At 53.6% G+C, this 17,959-nt stretch carries 20 protein-coding genes; 9 read left to right on the forward strand and 11 right to left on the reverse strand.

The genetic code is table 11. The annotated features are described in order from the left end of the window. Window positions 1-86 precede the first annotated feature (86 nt). Complete coding sequence (locus tag H6G53_RS12105; RefSeq protein ID WP_190533217.1) at window positions 87-1,448, reverse strand: Mur ligase family protein; 1,362 nt, start codon at window positions 1,446-1,448, stop codon at window positions 87-89. A 139-nt stretch (window positions 1,449-1,587) separates the two neighbouring features. Continuing rightward, window positions 1,588-2,502 (reverse strand): GUN4 domain-containing protein, encoded by a 915-nt coding sequence (locus H6G53_RS12110; protein WP_190533220.1) that lies wholly within the window; start codon window positions 2,500-2,502, stop codon window positions 1,588-1,590. Between the two features lie 222 nt (window positions 2,503-2,724). On the opposite strand from H6G53_RS12110, the gene H6G53_RS12115 reads away from it, so the two are divergent. From H6G53_RS12115 to psbQ, 4 genes are all read left to right on the forward strand, one after another. Then, a complete protein-coding gene (locus tag H6G53_RS12115; protein ID WP_190533222.1) occupies window positions 2,725-3,624 on the forward strand; it encodes a pentapeptide repeat-containing protein in 900 nt (299 codons plus the stop codon). A 68-nt stretch (window positions 3,625-3,692) separates the two neighbouring features. After that, a complete protein-coding gene (locus H6G53_RS12120) occupies window positions 3,693-4,514 on the forward strand; it encodes a hypothetical protein (protein WP_190533225.1) in 822 nt (273 codons plus the stop codon). Window positions 4,515-4,644: 130 nt separating this feature from the next. Beyond that, entirely contained in the window at window positions 4,645-5,499 is an 855-nt protein-coding gene (locus tag H6G53_RS12125) for an alpha/beta fold hydrolase (protein WP_190533227.1), read from the forward strand. A 109-nt stretch (window positions 5,500-5,608) separates the two neighbouring features. Then, a complete protein-coding gene (gene psbQ / locus H6G53_RS12130; protein WP_190533230.1) occupies window positions 5,609-6,049 on the forward strand; it encodes a photosystem II protein PsbQ in 441 nt (146 codons plus the stop codon). Between the two features lie 97 nt (window positions 6,050-6,146). Here psbQ and H6G53_RS12135 read toward each other — a convergent pair whose 3' ends face one another. Both H6G53_RS12135 and H6G53_RS12140 read right to left on the reverse strand, forming a co-directional pair. Then, window positions 6,147-6,482 carry a XisI protein gene (locus tag H6G53_RS12135; protein ID WP_190533233.1) on the reverse strand — a complete coding sequence of 112 codons (336 nt, stop codon included), beginning with the start codon at window positions 6,480-6,482 and terminating at the stop codon, window positions 6,147-6,149. Continuing rightward, a complete protein-coding gene (locus H6G53_RS12140) occupies window positions 6,470-6,883 on the reverse strand; it encodes a XisH family protein (RefSeq protein ID WP_190533235.1) in 414 nt (137 codons plus the stop codon). Before H6G53_RS12140 ends, H6G53_RS12135 begins: the two co-directional genes overlap by 13 nt. A gap of 193 nt (window positions 6,884-7,076) precedes the next feature. On the opposite strand from H6G53_RS12140, the gene H6G53_RS12145 reads away from it, so the two are divergent. Together H6G53_RS12145 and htpG are read left to right on the forward strand one after the other, a co-directional pair. After that, complete coding sequence (locus tag H6G53_RS12145) at window positions 7,077-8,195, forward strand: FAD-binding oxidoreductase (RefSeq protein WP_190533238.1); 1,119 nt, start codon at window positions 7,077-7,079, stop codon at window positions 8,193-8,195. Between the two features lie 94 nt (window positions 8,196-8,289). Further along, on the forward strand, window positions 8,290-10,266 hold the full coding sequence (htpG, locus tag H6G53_RS12150) for a molecular chaperone HtpG (RefSeq protein ID WP_190533241.1): 1,977 nt from the start codon (window positions 8,290-8,292) through the stop codon (window positions 10,264-10,266). An 82-nt stretch (window positions 10,267-10,348) separates the two neighbouring features. Here the strand turns inward: htpG and H6G53_RS12155 are convergent, their stop codons facing one another. From H6G53_RS12155 to purB, 3 genes are all read right to left on the reverse strand, one after another. Further along, complete coding sequence (locus tag H6G53_RS12155; RefSeq protein WP_190533246.1) at window positions 10,349-11,068, reverse strand: Uma2 family endonuclease; 720 nt, start codon at window positions 11,066-11,068, stop codon at window positions 10,349-10,351. 153 nt (window positions 11,069-11,221) lie between these two features. Next, the gene (locus H6G53_RS12160; RefSeq protein WP_190533249.1) at window positions 11,222-11,929 is read right to left on the reverse strand and encodes a hypothetical protein; all 708 of its coding nucleotides are present in this window, start codon (window positions 11,927-11,929) and stop codon (window positions 11,222-11,224) included. Window positions 11,930-12,026: 97 nt separating this feature from the next. Next, window positions 12,027-13,322 carry an adenylosuccinate lyase gene (gene purB, locus H6G53_RS12165; protein ID WP_190533252.1) on the reverse strand — a complete coding sequence of 432 codons (1,296 nt, stop codon included), beginning with the start codon at window positions 13,320-13,322 and terminating at the stop codon, window positions 12,027-12,029. Here purB and H6G53_RS19000 point away from each other — a divergent pair. Continuing rightward, window positions 13,321-13,443, forward strand: coding sequence for a hypothetical protein (locus H6G53_RS19000; protein WP_255512365.1), 123 nt, complete (start codon window positions 13,321-13,323; stop codon window positions 13,441-13,443). The genes purB and H6G53_RS19000 overlap by 2 nt on opposite strands. Here H6G53_RS19000 and H6G53_RS12170 read toward each other — a convergent pair. From H6G53_RS12170 to folD, 3 genes are all read right to left on the reverse strand, one after another. Further along, window positions 13,440-13,907 (reverse strand): divergent PAP2 family protein, encoded by a 468-nt coding sequence (locus H6G53_RS12170; RefSeq protein ID WP_099531500.1) that lies wholly within the window; start codon window positions 13,905-13,907, stop codon window positions 13,440-13,442. The two genes, H6G53_RS19000 and H6G53_RS12170, sit on opposite strands and share 4 nt — an antisense overlap. A 181-nt stretch (window positions 13,908-14,088) precedes the next feature. Beyond that, on the reverse strand, window positions 14,089-15,006 hold the full coding sequence (gene crtE / locus H6G53_RS12175; protein WP_099531518.1) for a geranylgeranyl diphosphate synthase CrtE: 918 nt from the start codon (window positions 15,004-15,006) through the stop codon (window positions 14,089-14,091). A 539-nt stretch (window positions 15,007-15,545) separates the two neighbouring features. Further along, window positions 15,546-16,412 (reverse strand): bifunctional methylenetetrahydrofolate dehydrogenase/methenyltetrahydrofolate cyclohydrolase FolD, encoded by an 867-nt coding sequence (folD, locus tag H6G53_RS12180; RefSeq protein ID WP_099531501.1) that lies wholly within the window; start codon window positions 16,410-16,412, stop codon window positions 15,546-15,548. A gap of 249 nt (window positions 16,413-16,661) precedes the next feature. Here folD and H6G53_RS12185 point away from each other — a divergent pair, with 249 nt between their 5' ends. After that, a complete protein-coding gene (locus H6G53_RS12185; RefSeq protein ID WP_190533255.1) occupies window positions 16,662-17,057 on the forward strand; it encodes a hypothetical protein in 396 nt (131 codons plus the stop codon). Window positions 17,058-17,175: 118 nt separating this feature from the next. Next, window positions 17,176-17,610, forward strand: a complete 435-nt coding sequence (locus H6G53_RS12190) for an NUDIX domain-containing protein (RefSeq protein ID WP_347343138.1) — start codon at window positions 17,176-17,178, stop codon at window positions 17,608-17,610. Window positions 17,611-17,647: 37 nt separating this feature from the next. Here H6G53_RS12190 and H6G53_RS12195 read toward each other — a convergent pair whose 3' ends face one another. Beyond that, a complete protein-coding gene (locus H6G53_RS12195) occupies window positions 17,648-17,950 on the reverse strand; it encodes a YkvA family protein (RefSeq protein ID WP_099531504.1) in 303 nt (100 codons plus the stop codon). Window positions 17,951-17,959: the final 9 nt, after the last annotated feature.

Here is a 17,959-nt window from a genome sequence, read left to right on the forward strand (position 1 = left end):
GTCTGTAGCGCGATTTGTGTTGAAGCGAAAATTCCTAAGCTAATGAAGTTCCTCAAGACTTTCTCAAGACTTAACTTTCTCAAGACTTAAAGAATGCCGCGACCCGTGAGAATTTCTCGAACTTCCAGCATGGCGGAATAGGTGGGCAGAACGTAGAGGGTTTCGCCGTCGGGCAGTCGATCGAGGGCGTTTTGGATCGCCGCCTTGAGGTTGGTTTCCACCGACAGGGTGGCGGGTCCAGCAGGTTGATCGGGATCGCTGTAGGCCAACCGCAGGGCCATGTCATAGGCTCGATCGCCACTGACCACCAGCGTGGCCCCCGTCGCCACCAGCCCTTCAGTGTCCGCATCCCAAATCCAAGACACATCGGTTCCGTCCGGTGTGCGATCGTTCAGCACCAGCAACACCGTGGGCGGAAAGGGGCGATCGCGTGTCAGTTCCACCACCGTTCGTAGGGTTTCGTTGGTTCCCACCGGGTTTTTGGAGAGCAAAATTTGCACCAATTTTCCCTGCACCGTCAGGGATTCCGCCCGGCCAAAAGCCGCTTGGAAATTGCGAATGGCCGCTTGAATGGGTGCTTCGCCAATGCCCAGGGCTTGGGCGGTGGTGGCGGCGGCCATGGCGTTGTATTGGTTATAGATGCCCACCAATAATTGCGGCCAGTCGCGGCTATTCAGCAACGGGCGCGATCGCGCAAAACCGCAACTGGGGCAGTGATAATCGCCCAAATGGGATAGATAAACGCCCTCATAGGTCAAAGAGTGACCACAGTTGGGGCAATAGATTGAATCAACGGCGTGGGGAATTTCCGGTAAAAAGCGTTCCGGTTCGCTGAGGCCAAAGTAGCGAACTCGGGCTAGATCTTCCCATTGGGCTTCCAGTTGTTGTCCAAAGTGGCAAAGGGTGGGGTCATCGGCGCTCAACACGGCGATCGTGTGGGAGAGCGGGGCGATCGCCCGTTCCCAGCGGCGAGCAATCGTGTCCACCTCGCCGTAGCGATCGAGCTGGTCACGAAACAAATTCATCGCCAACAAGATCCGCGGCCGAATTTGCGGTAGCACCTTGGGCAGGACATTTTCATCCACTTCCAAGATCGCAAAGTCCCGATCGAGCCGCCCCAGCCAATTCGCATCCGCCAGCAAAGCCGCCGTCAGACCATTTTCCAGGTTGGCCCCTGTGGCGTTGTGGGTCACCCGATAGCCCTGGTTTTCTAAAATGCTTCGCAGCAGCAGGGCCGTGGTGGTTTTGCCGTTGGTTCCGGCCACCAAAATCGCGCCCTGTTTCACTTGAGCTGCCAACAGAGCCAAGGCATTGGGCTGAATCTTGCGAGCAATGCTGCCGGGCAACACACTCCCGGCCCCGCGCCGCAGCAACCGCACGGCTAGGGCGATCGCCCGGGCGGCCATTACTGCCGCTGCTAGTCGCAAATTGTCGATTGCGCCCGCCATGAACCCCTGTCCGCAAAACCCCCGCTATCCTACCACCCGGCGGCTGGGCCCCCGCGCGGGAGACTGTGAACCTGAGACGATGTTTGAAAAGCCACAATTGAGACACCACTTGCCCCAACGATCAATGCAAACAAAGGTCTTAAGCCTCTTGCCCCCCAAGACTATTGGGGTTTGACCAGGGCTGCAAGATACTTTTCAAACAGTCCTTTAGGAAATCGTGACCAAAGAACGAATCTTGGCTCCAGGTGTAGTAGTAGCGACCAAACCCATAAAACCCCATTGTTGATTCGGTGTCGGGGCGATCGTACTCGGATTGAGACTCACCCCCACCGAGGGCAAAGGTACTGGGTAAGTGACCGATCGGGGCGCTGAGATCGTAGGGAATCTTAGTTCGCCGCTTAAAGTCGTAGTCCGGCACATGCCACCCATCATAGGTTTCGACTTGCCAGCCCACAGCATCCCCAAAGCAGTGACATAAATCCTGGCGGGAATAATTGAAAGGCTTACAGGTTTCTGCTGTGCAAGCATTCCATAATTGGGCTTGGATTGAAAACCCAAAGCGATCGCGACTGTAGATCCGCCAGAGGCGATCAATCGCGACCAAACTACTCTGCGGAAAATTCTGAAGATCACTTTTTCGCAACCAGAGATTAGATCGATCGGCGATCGCCTTCATTAGGGCAATCGTTAAATCATCTGCCGCCTGCCATTGTTGCTTGGCCAGTAAGCTTTGCAACTCGTAATAGCGATCGCGATCGCTCAAGTCAGGTAATTGGAAATGCTGCCATAAGCCTTCCAATGCGATCGCTTCAGTGCAACCCAAGAGTTGCTCGATCGCCGCTTGTTGCACTAATGGATTTGGCGATTTCAAAGCACGAACCACTAAAGCAATTCCTTCTAGACCCCGCTGCATGGCAATGGTCACGGCGGAGAGTTGATCGGCTTCTGATCTACTGACAAAGCATTGCAATAGCTCTGGCAAGCCAAATAGGACGATCGCACTAGAAGCCTGGTAATTCGATTGATGCTCACTCAAAATATCACCCGCTTTCATTGAACAACTTCGCAATGATTGATCACTTTGTCGAACTCAAATAGAGATTTTATTTTGATCTTTTTAAGAAAAATTCATAAACAGAAAATAAATAAAAAACTAATTTCAATGAATGGGAGTACACAATTGGCCATTTTCTGAAAATATTGGCTATGCTGAGATCAGGCTAGCACAGATCATCTAGTAACCTTCCAAAATTCTGTAGCCTGCCGCAGTCAGACCATGGGCAAAATCATGAATTACGATGATTCCAGACCAGATCAAGTCTGGCCAGATTCTCCCCAGTCAGTCAATAGTTATCGAAATCAAGACCTGAAAAATTTTTCCTTTCGAGGCAAAAACCTGGCTAATACAGATTTCAGTTACTCAGACCTCAGAGGATGTGACTTCTCCGATGCAGACCTAAGCAATGCTAATTTTACAGGGGTCATCACGGGCCAAACCAGTCGCCAACTGCTACGGCAACTGGGTTGTGCAGTCCTGGGGGCGATCGTTCTAATTATCATTGCTTTTGCCTGTGCTCATCTGGTGGCTGCACTTGGTCTTGATCAAGTAGGATTTGAGCGACTAATAGGTTTTTTCTCGTTGCTCTTTTGGATATTTTCACAATCAATTCGAAATGCCATTGAAATTCGTTGGCCAGGCCTAACGCTAATCCTCAATATGGCAGCCGTCAGCCTTCTGATTATGCTGGGGTTGCTATTCAGCCTATTTAGCCTTTCATTTACGCTAACTGGCAATGCTCTTGGGCTTTTGGCAGGGTTCACAGGATGGGCAGTTATGGGGGTTGTCGCTCCGTTACTCATTGCAGTCATTGCAGCTTTCTGGCTCCATCGTCTGATGCAGGAAATACCGGGTACTCTTTTTCGATCGGCCAACTTAACTGGAGCCAACTTCAGCAATGCTCAGTTACAAAATGCGAATTTTTTGCGCGCAACTCTAACTGGAATTTGTGTGTTTAACTGGCAGTTAAGTTCCCAAAATTGCTGGACAGACAGTGCCTGTGAGTATCTTTTTTTAGGTGAAAATTATAGCGATCGGGAGCCAGAGCGTGCCCAGTTTACTCCCACAGCTTGGAGTCAGCACTGCGATCGCCTTGCCAAACCACATCAATCAACCTAATGACTTCTGATGTAATTCTGAATCGAGATCGCAACTCAAGATAGCCCCAAAATTCATCATCCCTAGCCATGATCGAAATTGTAGATCAAACACCCAATCGGTTACAGTTGCGCGATCGCGATTGGAATTGGCTGGGTTTAGGATTATTGGGGCTTCCTTTTGTCACCGTCGGTTTGATTGTGGGACTGGCCGTCAGCAATCGAACCACGCTCAATTGTCAGCGATTGGCAACTAATCCAAAATCAATGATCTGTCAACGAATAATTGATGGCTACTTGGGACAAAATACCCTAATAATTCGTGAACCCTTGATGCGTGCATCCGTTCGCAGAACCAGCGGCGTTGGTGTAGTTCTATATTTTTCTAAAACACCCGAACTAGAATTAGTTAACCATCGAATTATTGTTGGTTACAAACAAGAAATCATTGCCAATAAAATCAATAACTTCATTGAGAACTCTCAGATCAAAACACTCAGCGTTGTCCAAGATGATTATCTTGAAGGATTAATGAGTGGCTTAATGTTTCTGCTCCCTGGACTATTTTTGATAATTCAAGGAGTGACTACCCCAATGCTGATTACTTGCGCATTTGACAAAACCAGCGATCAAGTCACGATCTTCAAACAATACCTATTCAAGATTTCTAAGACTATTGAAGCGCCTCTTGGCCAAATTTCTGAAATCAAGCTCCAAGAATCATCGCTCTTTACTAAGAAGCCTTGTTTTTATCTAAGTCTCCATGATCACTCCAATGGAAATCTAAACACTCGCATTCAGTTCCCGACTCAACTCAATCGCTCACCAATTATTATCTCTGGCTTGCATATCAATCAACACCATCTGTTAACTGTTCGTCGAACCATTCAGCAATTTCTCAATAATTCATAGCTCAGTCTGTGATCAGAATCCATAACCACATGATCAGGCATTGAGTCGCGCGATCGCGTCGAGCAACCTGCTGGATTTTGCAAGATTTAGTGTTTGATAGACGGAACCCAACTTGCTGTATGAGGACGTGATGGCAAAACGCATTCCAGAACAAACGTTGAAAGCCGGTGACTACACCTGGGTCTATCGCGAGGTTGTGCCCGAGTCGCCCAACGATCGCCCGCCTGTGTTGTTGCTCCATGGGTTGGTGGCCTTTGGCTATAGCTGGCGGAAGGTGTTGCCCGCCCTGGCGGAACAGGGCTTCCGGGCGATCGCCCCGGACTTTCCCGGCTTTGGTGCGTCCGATCGCCCCGAGCGGCTGGATTTTGCCTACACGCCCGATGCGCTGATTGGGTTGCTGGAGCAGTTTTTGGATGCGATGAATCTCGATCGCGTCTCGATCGTGGCCCAGGGATTTTTCGGCTCCCTGGGGATTCAGTACGCCCTGCGCAATCCCGATCGCGTCGAGCGGCTGGCGATTATCAACGGGCCGATTTTCCCCGAAGCCAAGCTGCCCTGGAAAATTTCCCAAATGGCGATTCCGCTGGTGGGCGATATGATGACCCAAGATCCGCTGCTGGTCGATCGGCTGTTGGAAGGTGGCGGCCCCTACCAAGTGGATGATGCGGATTTGGATGTCTATCGCCGGCCGTTCCTGACCAGTTCCGGAGCGGGGCGGGCGCTGCTGGCCGTATTGCAAAACCTGCGGCTGAAACAGACCATGCAGGAAATTACTGAAGGCCTGACCCGCTGGGAAAAACCAACCCTGGTGGCCTGGGGCACGAGCGATCCTTGGTTGCCGGTGGAAGCCGCCAAGGCCGCCGCCAAAACCATTGCGGACTGCGAGTTTGTGGAGATGAGCGAAACGGGTCACTACGCCCAAGAGGACTGGCCAGAAAAGGTATCAGAGGCGTTGATTCCCTTTCTCCGGCGAATGGCGACTTGACAGGCGGGTGGGATGTCGATACATATCGTTACAATTCAGTGATCCAACGAATGGCCCACAAGCCTGTTCCTCATTCGATTTTTCCCGCACTTTTTTTAACGAGAACCCCATGATTCGACTCCGTTCGGCCCTGTTGGCCCTGGTGATGGCGGCGGCGATCGCCCTCACCGGCTTGGGCTTTGCCCCCGTTGCCCAAGCAGAAACCTACTCCAGCGCCCAAAAATCGCAAATTGAAATTTTTGTACCCGGTGTGCAAGACCTGCGCGATCGGCTGCCGGAACTGGAAAGCTACATCGAAGGTAAGCGCTGGCGTGAAATCCAAACCTTTATCCATGGCCCTCTGGGCGAGTTGCGCGAACGGTTGAGCCGGGTCAGCCGCCGCCTGAAGGGCAGCGATCGCGCCACCGCCGAAGCTGCCGCCAAGGATCTGTTTAAACACCTAGTGGCAATGGATGAATTTGCGGGTCAGTTTGACTACAAACGCGCTGGCAATGAATATTTGGCGGCTGTCAAAGCCTTCGATCAATTCCTGAGCGTTGTGCCGCAATAGTTCGTTTTCGTAAACGATTCCTCAGTCAGCCCTTCGATCTCATTAACTTAGATCGAAGGGCGATTTTCATGTTCTCTAAATCTCAAAATCTTGCAAATCAAGCGATCGCATAACCCGTGTGTACGCGAACATGCTCAGGATAAAACGCTAAAACAATTTGATTTTTCGGAATTCCGGCTGCTTCTAAATTTTCGGTAATGCTGTCTTCAGTACCATCATATTGAATCCAAATTTTGTCATCGATCATTTGAATGTGGACTAGACAATCATGGATTCGTCGGTGTCCTTCCCAACCCAACATAATGAGCACAAAATTCTTGCGATCTGCATCAATGATAATTTGAGAATTCCCGTTCTCATGGACAGAAAGAGTATCAGCAGTTTGCTGCAAAACTGATTCAATAACTTGATCCAACTTAATCAATGTATCCATTTGACGATTTCCTCCGTTACTGGGTCGAAGACAATTAGGCTAAGCTGACGATTTTCAAGAAAGATTTGACCAATAGGCTCAGAAAATAAACTCCAGTAAATATCGTCGCGAACTGCCAAATATAGTGATCGTTGAATAGACTTAAATTTCATAATTCCTTGATATAAAACATATTGACCTAAGGCGGCTTCTAGATCTTTCACTGGTGATCGACTTAAAAAGCTCTTGATTTCAACTGCGATTTGTTTTCCTGCCTTGTCAGCAGTTAACAGCTTTTCAGCACCTAGGTCAATGTAAGTTGATCGTTTACCAATTTGCAAAACCAGTGGATCATCTGTAATCACCCAACCATCTTTTTCGAGAGCGACTCGCACGGTGTTATGATAAATATCCTTAGCCATTTATGAATCTTTATTCTTTAAAATGTAGATAGCGATCAATTTTGCCAAGAAGTGATTTCTGAAAAGTAATTGGTGTTGATACAATACGATTTTGAGAATGAGCTTTTAGCGATGCTCACGAGTCTCTTTCCAAGGAGAACTTAATCGATATTGTGATGATAACCAGTTTTTGGGGCAGTTGAGGATGTCGCGGATGAGGATTGCGATCGCGGGTGGGGGTGTGGTGGGGGCGATGATTGCTTACGAACTGAGCGGGCAGCCGGACTGGCAAATCACGCTGATTGATCCCCAGGCGATCGCGTCGCCGTTGCCTCCCGATCGCCCCACATCCACGGGAGCCGCCCTCGGCGTTTTGATGGGGATTATTAGTAAAAAAACCAAAGGGCGAGCCTGGAATTTACGTCGCGACAGTATTCAACGCTATCCGAAACTGATTCAAGAGCTGGAAACCCTGCTCAATCGCCCCATTCCCCATAATCCAAATGGCATTTTGAAGCTGGTGTTTACGGAAGCCGATCGCCCCGGTTGGTCAGCCTTGGCGGAGCTACGAAAATCTCAGGGATTTGAGCTGGAGTTGCTGTCACCTTCAGCGGTGCTCGATCGCTTCCCGGCGGTGAATTTAGCCGCCATGGATGGGGTCGCCTTTGGGATCTTTTCGCCCCAGGATTGGCAGGTGCAACCGCTGGCCTTGACGGTGGCTTTGCGGGAGGCAGCGGTGAAACGGGGGGCAACGATCGCCCCGGCCCAGATCACGGGTGTGCAGACGGCGGGCGATCGGGTCATTAGCCTGACCACCACGGCGGGAGAGCTGGCCTGCGATCGGCTGGTGGTGGCGGCCGGGTTGGGGTCGGCGGAACTGGCCCGGGCGATCGCCCCCAATGCGGCCAAGCCCCTGAAGTTGCAGCCGGTGTTGGGTCAGGCCCAGCGGTTGCGATTGCCGCGCCCCCTGAGCGATCGCCCGGAGCCGGTGCTGACAGGCAATGACATCCACATCGTGCCCCTCGGTGGCGGGGACTATTGGGTGGGGGCGACAGTGGAGTTTCCCGCCGGGGCTGAGCCGCCGATCGCCGATGGGGCCGAGTGGGGGGCGGTGTGGCAAGGGGCGATCGACCTAGTTCCCGCCCTCGCCCAGGCGGAAATGGTCGAAACCTGGTCGGGGTTGCGGCCGCGCCCGGTGGAGCGATCGGCTCCGGTGATTGAGCCGCTGAACGCCAACAGTTGGCTGGCGACCGGCCACTATCGCAACGGCGTGTTGCTGGCTCCGGCGACGGCCCAATTGATCCGCGAGGCGATCGCCCAAACCAGCCCCTAAACCGGACGGGTAGGGAAATCCGAAATTTCAGATCACGGGGCGATCGCGCTAGCCTAGGGCCGTCCCAATTCCCTACACCAACCAGCCGTTTCCTATGAGCAGCGTGCTAAAGAAAGGCAATATCACGGTTCACACCGAAAATATTTTTCCGATTATCAAAAAGTGGCTCTACTCGGAGCATGAAATCTTCCTGCGGGAGTTGATTTCCAACGCCGTGGATGCGATTTCTAAGCTGCGGGCGATCGCCATGATGGGCGAAACCAGCGCCGATGTGGGTGAACCGAAAATCACGATCGCCCTTGATAAAGACAACAAAAAGCTCTCGATTACCGACACCGGCATCGGCATGACCGCCGAGGAAATCGAGAAATACATTAACCAAGTCGCCTTCTCCAGCGCCGAAGAGTTCGTCGAGAAATTCAAGAATTCCGATCAGAACATCATCGGCCACTTTGGCTTGGGCTTCTATTCGGCGTTCATGGTCTCCAGCACTGTGGAAATCGATACCCTTTCCTACCAAGAGGGTGCGCAGGCGGTGCATTGGACTTGCGACGGTTCCACGGAATTTGAAATCGACACGAGCGATCGTACCGAGCGCGGCACAACGATTACCCTCACCCTGCTGGATGAAGAAGCCGAATATCTAGAAGAGGCGCGGATTCGTGGTTTGGTGAAGAAGTTCTGCGACTTCATGCCCTACCCGATCGAGCTGAACGGCGAACAAATCAACCGCCAAAAAGCCCCTTGGAAAGAGTCGCCCAGCAACCTAACCAAGGAAGACTACCTAGAGTTTTATCGCTATCTTTATCCCTTCCAAGATGAGCCGCTGCTGTGGATTCATCTGAACACCGACTATCCCTTTGTGATCAACGGGATTCTCTATTTCCCGAAACTAAAACCGGATGTTGACCCCACCAAGGGCGATATCAAACTGTTCTGCAATCAGGTCTTTGTCAGCGATAACTGTGAAGAAGTTATCCCCAAATTCCTGTTGCCCCTGCGCGGCGTAATCGACAGCACCGACATTCCCTTGAACGTGTCGCGCAGCTACTTGCAAGCCGATCGCACCGTTCGCCAAATTGCCAACTACATTGCCAAGAAAGTCGGCGACCAACTGAAGGATCTCTACCGCAGCGACCTGCCCGAATACATTCGTTGCTGGCAAGATTTGGGCACGTTTGTCAAGTTTGGCTCCTTGAATGATGACAAGTTCAAGAAGCAAGTGGAAGACATTTTGATCTATCGCACCACAGCTGAATTGGGCAGCGGTAGTGATGCGGTGCAGGTGGAAGTGCAAACGGAGGAGGGCGATGCTTGGTCAAACCCCGCCGAAACCCAAGAAGCCAAGGATGCTAACGGGTTCTACTACACCACCCTGAAGGAATATCTGGAGCGGAACAAAGAAAAACACGAAAATCGCGTGTTCTATTGCACCGATCCGGCTTCCCAAGCCACCTATGTGGAATTGCACAAGAGCCAGGGTCTAGAAGTGCTGTTCCTTGACTCGTTCATTGACACGCACTTCGTCAGTTTCTTGGAGCGGGAATATTCCGAGGTGAAGTTCTCGCGGGTGGATTCGGAACTCGATGAAGTGCTGCTGGATTCCTCTAAGAAAGAGGCGGAAATTGTTGACCCCAACACCAACGAAACCCGCAGCGATCGGATCAAGAAGCTGTTTGAAGAAGCCCTAGGCAAACCGAGCGTCACCGTGCGCGTGGAAGCCCTGAAAGCAGAAGAATCCGCACCGCCGGCCATGGTGTTGTTGCCAGAAGCAATGCGCCGAATTCAAGACATGACGGCGATGTTTGAGGGCAAGGCCGCTAGCTTCCCCGATACCCATGTGTTGCTGGTGAATTCGTCGCACCCGCTGGTGGAAAACCTGTTGAGCCTGAGTGGCAGTTCGATCGCCCTGGCCGATGGCAGCCAATCGCCGGCCGCCGAGTTGGGCAAGATGCTTTGCAACCACATCTATGACCTGGCATTGATGGCGCAAAAGGGCTTTGATGCGGATGGCATGAAGTCGTTTGTGTCGCGATCGAACCAAGTGCTGACCCAATTGACCAAGCAATAGATTCGGTTTCTTGGTTGTTGTTAGTTGAATCACCCCCGCGATCGCCTAGTTCGATCACGGGGGTTTTTGATGGGGCGATCGCCTAGGAGTCGATCGCATCAGGATCGATGCCCAATGCTCGCAACCGGGCCGCGAGGCGATCGAGTTGCTGTTCGGCCTGTTCGGCTCGTTTCTCAGCTTCCATGGCTCGTTGTTCAGCTTGCTCGGCCCGTTGCAATTCTGCGAGCAATGTTGAAAAGGGCAACCCATCGGGCCGAAACAGCATCAAGGTTTCTTCAGTCAATTGAAACCGCACACCCAGGCGTGGACTAATCCAATTAGGGGTGGTCTCAAAAACTGGTTGGAGGCTCCCTGGGTTAGATCGCAACCAAATGCTCAAGTCGTTGCGATCGGGGTCGTAAACGTAATATTCCTCCACGCCATAGGTGTCATAAAAAGCTTGCTTTTTCACCATTTCTCCAAAGCGATTGCCCGGTGACAAAATCTCAAATACCACTTGCGGGGCAATGTTACCTTCGCGCCATTGCTGATAGGAACCGCGATCGCCCTTGGGCACACCAAACACCACCATCACATCAGGGGCTTGCCGCAGCGTGTTGTTGCCTTCCATGGGATACCAGAGCAAATCACCCGCCACAAACACTTGTGGATCATGGGCAAAGATGGCAGCCAGATTACTTTGCAGGATCTGAATCCATTGGAATTGTTTGGTGTTGTCTGCCATCGGCTGGCCGTCGCTGTCGGGATAGTCGATCGGCTGGGGTGGTGCAACGGGTTCGATCGGGGCGCTGGGGACAATCATCGGTAAGTCCTCGCGATCGCAATGGGTTTGATGATGATAACGGACAATCAGATCGGTCAGGTGAGTAACTGCATCGGATCAATCGATTTCGGGAGGAGTTTACGGTTCTAGATTCCTAATTACTGCGGGGAAATTGATCGATTTAGATCAGCATTAATCACTGGAACTCCAGCCGGAATCGCTGCTGGAATAGTCGCTGGAACTACTGGAATAATCGCTGCTGGAATAGTCACTGGAGCTGCTGGAATAATCACTGGAACTATCGCTCGAATAGTCGCTGGAACTCCAACTAGAATCACTGCCGGAATCACTGCTGGAATAGTCGCTGGAGCTGTCAGACTCGATCGCCCCGCCATGATCAGCCGCTGATTCTGCTGCCTCAAAAATATCTGCAAAATTACCCGACTCCGCCGCGATCGGCTCTGGTTCGGCGGTCTGCTCCTCAATCCAATCCTGAATTTGTTGGCTCGCAATTTCAGCTAACTCTTCGATCGCCTCATTCACCACAATCTCAGCCGCCTCGCCCACCGCATCAATCACCTGATCCTGATTAATGGGCAGGGAATCGATCGGGTTGTGAAGGGTCGATCGACTCGATCCAGAAGAACTCGAGCGGTAATTCAAAGGATACGACCCGTAGCTAGCCGATCGCCGCTGTCGCAGCCACCACCACAGCAACACCAATAGCGCGATCGCCCCGCCGAAACCCGCCGCCACAATCGCGGCCGCCTGACTGCCCGCCGAGGTGGCCACCCACCACCAAACCGGGGCGATCGCCGCCGCTAATCCCATGGCTCCGTAGGTTAACCAGCTTTCCAGATCCATTGCGCCCCCCAACTTCAACGCGATCGCTTCCATCATGGGCGATCAAGCTCAAAATTGCCCAAACCAAAATCGAGACCATTGCCCACCGGCTCCGGTCTCGATCGATTGGGTTCAACGTTTCCAAACGGGGAATTTAGATGCCCAAACGTTGATAAATCACATCCAAGTTGCGCAAGTGCTGTTGCGGATCAAAGCACTCATCAATTTCCTCTTGGGACAGGAGGGATTTCACCGTGGCATCTTGGCAAATGAGCTTATAGAAATCGCCACTTTCATTGTTCCAAGCTTGGTGCGCACAGCCTTGCACGGCCGCGTAGGCATCCTCACGGGTCAAGCCTTTTTTCACCAAGGCCAACAGCACCTTTTGGCTGAACACCACACCGCCATAGCAGTTCATGTTGCGCTTCATGTTTTCGGGATAAACCAACAGGTTCTTCACCAAGTTGGTCATTTCCACCACCATAAAGTGCAGCAGAATTGACGAGTCGGGCAGAATTGTCCGCTCCACGGAACTGTGGGAAATGTCCCGCTCATGCCAGAGGGCCACGTTTTCCAGGGCCGCCACGGCGTGGCCGCGAATCACCCGTGCCATCCCGGTAATCCGTTCCGATCGCACCGGGTTGCGCTTGTGGGGCATGGCCGAGGAGCCTTTTTGACCCTTGGCGAAAAATTCCTCTACTTCCAGCACGTCGGTGCGTTGCAGGTTGCGGATTTCCACGGCGAATCGCTCCAAGGAAGCCGCCACCAGCGCGAAGGTCTGCACGTATTCCGCATGGCGATCGCGCGAAATCACCTGAGTGGAAGCCGTGTCCGGTTCCAGGCTCAGCAGCTTACAGGCCAAGGATTCCACGCGCGGATCGATGTTGGCATAGGTTCCCACTGCGCCGGAAATTTTGCCCACAGCCACCCGATCGCGCAATTGCACAAGCCGATCGCGGTTGCGCAACATTTCCGCCAGCCAGCCCGCTAGCTTGAAACCAAAGGTCATCGGCTCCGCGTGGATGCCGTGGCTGCGGCCAATGCAAATCGTGTTGCGGTGTTCCTGGGCTTGGTAGCGCAGGGCTTGGATCAGCGATTCCACCCGCTTGAGCAGCGTATCGATGCTGGCCACCAATTGCAGGGCCAACGCCGTGTCCAACACATCGGAACTGGTTAAGCCCAGGTGAATGTAGCGACCCGCGTCGCCCACGTACTCATTCACATTGGTCAGGAAGGCGATCATGTCATGATGCACTTCCGCTTCAATTTCCAGAACGCGCTGGGGGTCAAAGTTAGCTTTCGCTTTGATCTCTTCGACGGCTTCGGCAGGGATATATCCCAGTTCTGCTTGGGCTTCGCAAACCGCAATTTCCACTTGCAGCCAGGTTTGCAGCTTATATGCGTCCGTCCAGAGATTGCCCATCTCAGGCAGCGTGTAGCGGTCGATCATGCCTGTCTTGTCGATGTTTCCAGAACACCGTGAAGAGATTAACCGAGTCATTGTACCGGGTTTTGGCGATCGCGCCCGAATGGGATTCCCGGAGCGATCGCCCCGTTTAGCTCCCGATTAGCTCCCGATCGCGATACTCGGAACCAGCAGCAGGGAACAGGCAATCCCGAGGCCACAACCCACAATCACCTGAAACGGTGTGTGGCCCAGCAGTTCCTTCAGGCGTTCTTCGCTGAGTTGGTGGTCGCCTTCAAAAAACTCATCAATGATTTGGTTCAAGACCGCGGCCTGTTTGCCCGCGGCCCGGCGCACCCCGGCGGCATCGTACATGACGATGATCGCGAAGATAGTGGCCATGGCGAATTCAATGCTGCTCCAGCCGACGGTTTGGCCGATGCCCGTGGCCAGGGCGGCCACGAGGGCGGAGTGGGCGCTGGGCATTCCACCCGTGGTCACCAGGGTGCGCACGTCAAACTTACGCTGGCGAGCAAGTTCCACCACCAGCTTGATGGCCTGGGCCAGGATGCAAGACCCCAAGGAAACCAGGAGAATGCGGTTATCGAGAATGTGACTAAAGTCGTCCATGGGTCGAGCGGGGGGCGATCGAGTTGGGGACGGTGGGTGAGTAAGCGATCGCGAGGGCCAGATTCAAAGGAGCGAGTCCGGTGGCCGGAGCAAGGGTGGATCCGACAACGGGACAAGGGGCTTAAGCCCCTTGTCTAGCGGGGGTTGGACGGGAAACCGGAGCCGATCGCCCTCGTGGTTGCTAGTTTTTGCGGCTGACGATGTAGTCGGCCAGGGCTTGCAAAGGGGCCGCGGCCGCGCCGAATTCGTTCAAGCTGGCCTTGGCGCGATCGATCAATTCCTTGGCCATTTCGCGCGATCGATCCAAGCCATAGAGTTTCGGGAAAGTGGCTTTTTCCACGGCGGAATCCTTACCGGCGGTTTTGCCCAGCTCCTCCGTGGTGGCAGTCACATCGAGGATGTCATCCACAATTTGGAAAGCTAAACCAATGTCCTGGGCATATTGCGCCAGTTTGCCCACGGTGGCTTCATCGGCTCCGGCAATCGTGGCCCCGGTGGTCACACAGGCTTCCAACAGGGCTGCGGTTTTGTGGCGATGGATAAAGTGCAGGGTGTCGAGGGAAATGTTCGGGTTGCCTTCGCTGGCCAGGTCTACCACTTGACCACCCACCAGGCCGGCGGCCCCAACGGATTTTCCTAACAGGGCGATCGCCCGCACCACTCGATCGGCCGGCACGCCTTGGGTTTGGGTTGCCACAAATTCAAAGGCATAGGCCAACAGCCCATCCCCGGCCAAAATCGCCACCGGTTCCCCATAAACCTTGTGGTTCGTGGGTTTGCCGCGCCGAAAATCGTCGTTATCCATGGACGGCAAATCGTCATGAATCAGCGACATGGTGTGAACCATTTCCAGGGCACAGGCCGTGGGCATGGCCGATTCGATCGCCCCACCCACCAGCTCACAGGCCGCCAGACACAGAATCGGTCGCAACCGCTTGCCCCCCGCCATCAGGGAATAGCGCATCGACTCATAAACGGTTTCGGGATAGACCACCGAGATCGATCGATCGAGGGCGGCCTCAACCAAAGCTTGGCGTTCGCGAAGATAGCCTTTGAGATCAAAGCCCGTCGAGGGAGCAGTAGGCGCGCTAGCGGTCATGGGACAAGCACAACAGAACAGCAAGAAATCTTCCTTACCGAACCCGATCGCCGCCACAGGCGGAATCCGGCCTGGTTACGGTGCGCTTTTGGCCTAGCAAAACAACCGCTGAACCACAACCACCACCGTCAGAAGTTGGTTTGAGGGGCATTGTACCGCCTGAGGGGATCGCCCCGAGGGGACAGACCAGATTCTGATCAGATTTCGTCAGATTTTGCATGAATTTAGGGCTGATTTCGAGCGAATTTCCAGGCCATTCCAGTAATTTTGTGAACCTTTGCAAACCGTTGATTAACGCTCATTGAACTGATACTCATCAACCTATTCCGGCTGGATCCACCGCAGCGATCGAGAGGATCTCTGACCCATTCCCCAAAATCCTCAGTTGGTTCAATCCAGCCGGCTGGACAAAGGAAATCTCAATCCAGCCGGTTGGATGAAGAAAGCCCCGATCCAGAGCATTCAGACACAGAAGATTCCCTGAGTGCGATCGGGACAATTAGTCGGGATAACTTAGTCGGGATGATTAGTCAGGATAACTAGGCCAGGCGGCGACGATAGCTCTCCACGGTGTTGGCCAACAGCATGGTCACCGTCATTGGCCCCACGCCACCCGGAACCGGCGTGATTGCGCCGGCCACATCCAACAGGCGATCGAAATCCACATCCCCCACCAGCTTGCTCTTACCGGTCTGATCGGTAATTCGATTAATTCCCACATCAATCACCGTCGCGCCCGGCTTGATGTAGTCCGGGCCAATCATCAGGGGCCGTCCCACCGCCGCCACTAAAATATCGGCTTCTCGGCAAACGGCCGCCAAGTCCGGGGTGCGCGAATGGGCGATCGTCACCGTGGCATTGGCTTCCAGCAGCATCAGGGCGATCGGCTTGCCCACCAAAATGCTGCGCCCCACCACCACGGCCTTTTTGCCAGCCGGATCAATGCCCCCATCTCGCAAAATTTCCATCACGCCGGCCGGGGTGCAACTGCGCAGACAAGGCTCACCCCGCACCAACCGCCCCAAATTGGCCGGGTGCAACCCATCGGCATCCTTGTCGGGGTCAATTTCCAACAGCAGGGCGTTGCCATCCAGCCCGTCCGGCAAAGGCAGTTGCACCAAAATGCCATCCACGTTCGGATCGGCATTGAGCTGATGAATGATGGCGGTTAGTTCCGCTTGGGTGGCCGTGGCGGGCAGGTGCTGACCAAAGGAGACCATGCCCAAACGTTCGCAGGCCCGTTCTTTGTTGCGGACATAGGCGGCGCTGGCGGGATTGTCCCCGACCATCAACACGGCTAGGCCAGGCGCACGGCCCCGATCGGGCTGGAGTTCCGCAATTTCCACCTTCAGGCGATCTTGAATTTTCTCGGCAAGGGCTTTTCCGTCCAGCAGGCGCGCAGTCATGAGGGGAGAAATTCCAGGAAGAACGCTTCAAACTGTAAAGAATTGATCATGCGTTTTGAGCATTTCAGCGTCAAAATCTAAAGGATTTTCCGCACCTCAACGATTTCGTCAACCCATGTGAAAACCCATGAAGCAGCCAATGCAAAAGTTAAAGTTAAGAATCGTGGTCACTGAGGGCCCGATTGCGCAACCATAACGAGCAACAGGATCTGATTGAAAATCACCATACCGGCAATGTCTCAGCAGCTCATGTCTCAGATGTTGCGGCGTTTGGCTCCACCCGTCCCACCACGGCTAAAAGGACAAAAAAACAAGGGGTGGCATGGGTTAGTTCTGGGGTTCACCTGGTTAATGGTGGGCTGCACGCCAACCGTTGCGATCGGGGAGTTAAAACAACAACCGGCTGCATCGCTCAATGGGCGATCGGTCTATATCCAAGGCAAAGCCGTCGAACGAGTGCCCCTGCTCGACGGCCGCATTTACCGAATTGAAGATCCAACGGGCTGGATTTGGGTGCTATCTCAGGGCGATCGAACCGAGCTTGAGCTAGGGCAAGTGGTGAAACTCAAGACCTCCCTTCGCTATCAACCGATCCAAGTGGGACAGCAGGAGATGGGCGAAATTTACGCGATCGAGGAGCCTTAAATTAGCCATGCGTCCATCAGACCCCAGCCCAAGCCCCAGATCCCAATCAGGATCTGAGTTAAACAGGGACAGTTCATCCACAGAGTCCGAAACAGGAACGAGATCAGGAATAGAAGCCGTGGCCCTTGCTTTGCTCTATCCTCCCTCGCGCGATCGATTCCTGTTGCAACTGCGGGATGATTTTCCCCACATTCTCTATCCCGGTTACTGGGGCCTGTTTGGCGGACACCTGGAGGCCGGCGAAGTGCCCGCAGCGGGTCTGCGGCGGGAACTGCAAGAGGAAATTGGCTTTGTGCCGCCCCGGTTAAGTCCGTTTCGATCGACCCTGCAAGACAGCGGCCGCCAGCATTTTTTCTTTCACGGATTGCTTACCGTGCCGCTCACGGAGCTGGAATTAAACGAAGGGCAGGATTTGGCTTGGGGCACGATCGCCGACTTGGAAGCGGGAGAATGTTGGTCGCCCCGTTTGCAACAGATGCGCCCGATCGGCACACCCCATCGATCGATCCTGTTAGCCCTGCATCAAGACCCAGCCCTCTGGCTCGATGACTAAGGGGAATTGAGGCAGCCGATCATCACTGATCATTTCATTATTGGCCGTCCATCTTGACGGCGTTCACATCCACCGTAGAGTCAGCCACCGTGGCCGCCGGAGCGGACTTCACCGTGGGGCGATTTTTAAACCACTCGATCGCGATTTGCGACAGCTCTGCAATCAGCAAGGTCACGATCGCCAAATCATCCAGTTGACCCGCGATCGGCAGAAAGTCCGGCGCAATATCGATCGGGCTGAGGAGATACACCAGCGTGCCCGCCACAATCCAGAGGCGATATTTCGGGTTCCGAATCGTGTCGCGATACCAACCGTAAAGGGCGCTGGGGGAGATATTCATGGCGCTATC

The sequence above is a fragment of the Limnothrix sp. FACHB-406 genome (assembly GCF_014698235.1).
Lineage (GTDB): Bacteria > Cyanobacteriota > Cyanobacteriia > CACIAM-69d > CACIAM-69d > CACIAM-69d.

What these genes read in the sequence shown, in the direction of transcription:
- H6G53_RS12195 (WP_099531504.1), bottom strand. Translation starts at nt 17,950, where the DNA reads ATGAATATCTCCCCCAGCGCCCTTTACGGTTGGTATCGCGACACGATT.
- H6G53_RS12145 (WP_190533238.1), top strand. Translation starts at nt 7,077, where the DNA reads ATGAGGATTGCGATCGCGGGTGGGGGTGTGGTGGGGGCGATGATTGCT.
- folD (WP_099531501.1), bottom strand. Translation starts at nt 16,412, where the DNA reads ATGACTGCGCGCCTGCTGGACGGAAAAGCCCTTGCCGAGAAAATTCAA.
- H6G53_RS12135 (WP_190533233.1), bottom strand. Translation starts at nt 6,482, where the DNA reads ATGGATACATTGATTAAGTTGGATCAAGTTATTGAATCAGTTTTGCAG.
- H6G53_RS12125 (WP_190533227.1), top strand. Translation starts at nt 4,645, where the DNA reads ATGGCAAAACGCATTCCAGAACAAACGTTGAAAGCCGGTGACTACACC.
- H6G53_RS12185 (WP_190533255.1), top strand. Translation starts at nt 16,662, where the DNA reads ATGTCTCAGATGTTGCGGCGTTTGGCTCCACCCGTCCCACCACGGCTA.
- H6G53_RS12155 (WP_190533246.1), bottom strand. Translation starts at nt 11,068, where the DNA reads ATGATTGTCCCCAGCGCCCCGATCGAACCCGTTGCACCACCCCAGCCG.
- H6G53_RS12140 (WP_190533235.1), bottom strand. Translation starts at nt 6,883, where the DNA reads ATGGCTAAGGATATTTATCATAACACCGTGCGAGTCGCTCTCGAAAAA.
- H6G53_RS19000 (WP_255512365.1), top strand. Translation starts at nt 13,321, where the DNA reads ATGCCTGTCTTGTCGATGTTTCCAGAACACCGTGAAGAGATTAACCGA.
- H6G53_RS12105 (WP_190533217.1), bottom strand. Translation starts at nt 1,448, where the DNA reads ATGGCGGGCGCAATCGACAATTTGCGACTAGCAGCGGCAGTAATGGCC.
- H6G53_RS12160 (WP_190533249.1), bottom strand. Translation starts at nt 11,929, where the DNA reads ATGATGGAAGCGATCGCGTTGAAGTTGGGGGGCGCAATGGATCTGGAA.
- H6G53_RS12170 (WP_099531500.1), bottom strand. Translation starts at nt 13,907, where the DNA reads ATGGACGACTTTAGTCACATTCTCGATAACCGCATTCTCCTGGTTTCC.
- htpG (WP_190533241.1), top strand. Translation starts at nt 8,290, where the DNA reads ATGAGCAGCGTGCTAAAGAAAGGCAATATCACGGTTCACACCGAAAAT.
- H6G53_RS12120 (WP_190533225.1), top strand. Translation starts at nt 3,693, where the DNA reads ATGATCGAAATTGTAGATCAAACACCCAATCGGTTACAGTTGCGCGAT.
- H6G53_RS12110 (WP_190533220.1), bottom strand. Translation starts at nt 2,502, where the DNA reads ATGAAAGCGGGTGATATTTTGAGTGAGCATCAATCGAATTACCAGGCT.
- crtE (WP_099531518.1), bottom strand. Translation starts at nt 15,006, where the DNA reads ATGACCGCTAGCGCGCCTACTGCTCCCTCGACGGGCTTTGATCTCAAA.
- H6G53_RS12115 (WP_190533222.1), top strand. Translation starts at nt 2,725, where the DNA reads ATGGGCAAAATCATGAATTACGATGATTCCAGACCAGATCAAGTCTGG.
- psbQ (WP_190533230.1), top strand. Translation starts at nt 5,609, where the DNA reads ATGATTCGACTCCGTTCGGCCCTGTTGGCCCTGGTGATGGCGGCGGCG.
- purB (WP_190533252.1), bottom strand. Translation starts at nt 13,322, where the DNA reads ATGATCGACCGCTACACGCTGCCTGAGATGGGCAATCTCTGGACGGAC.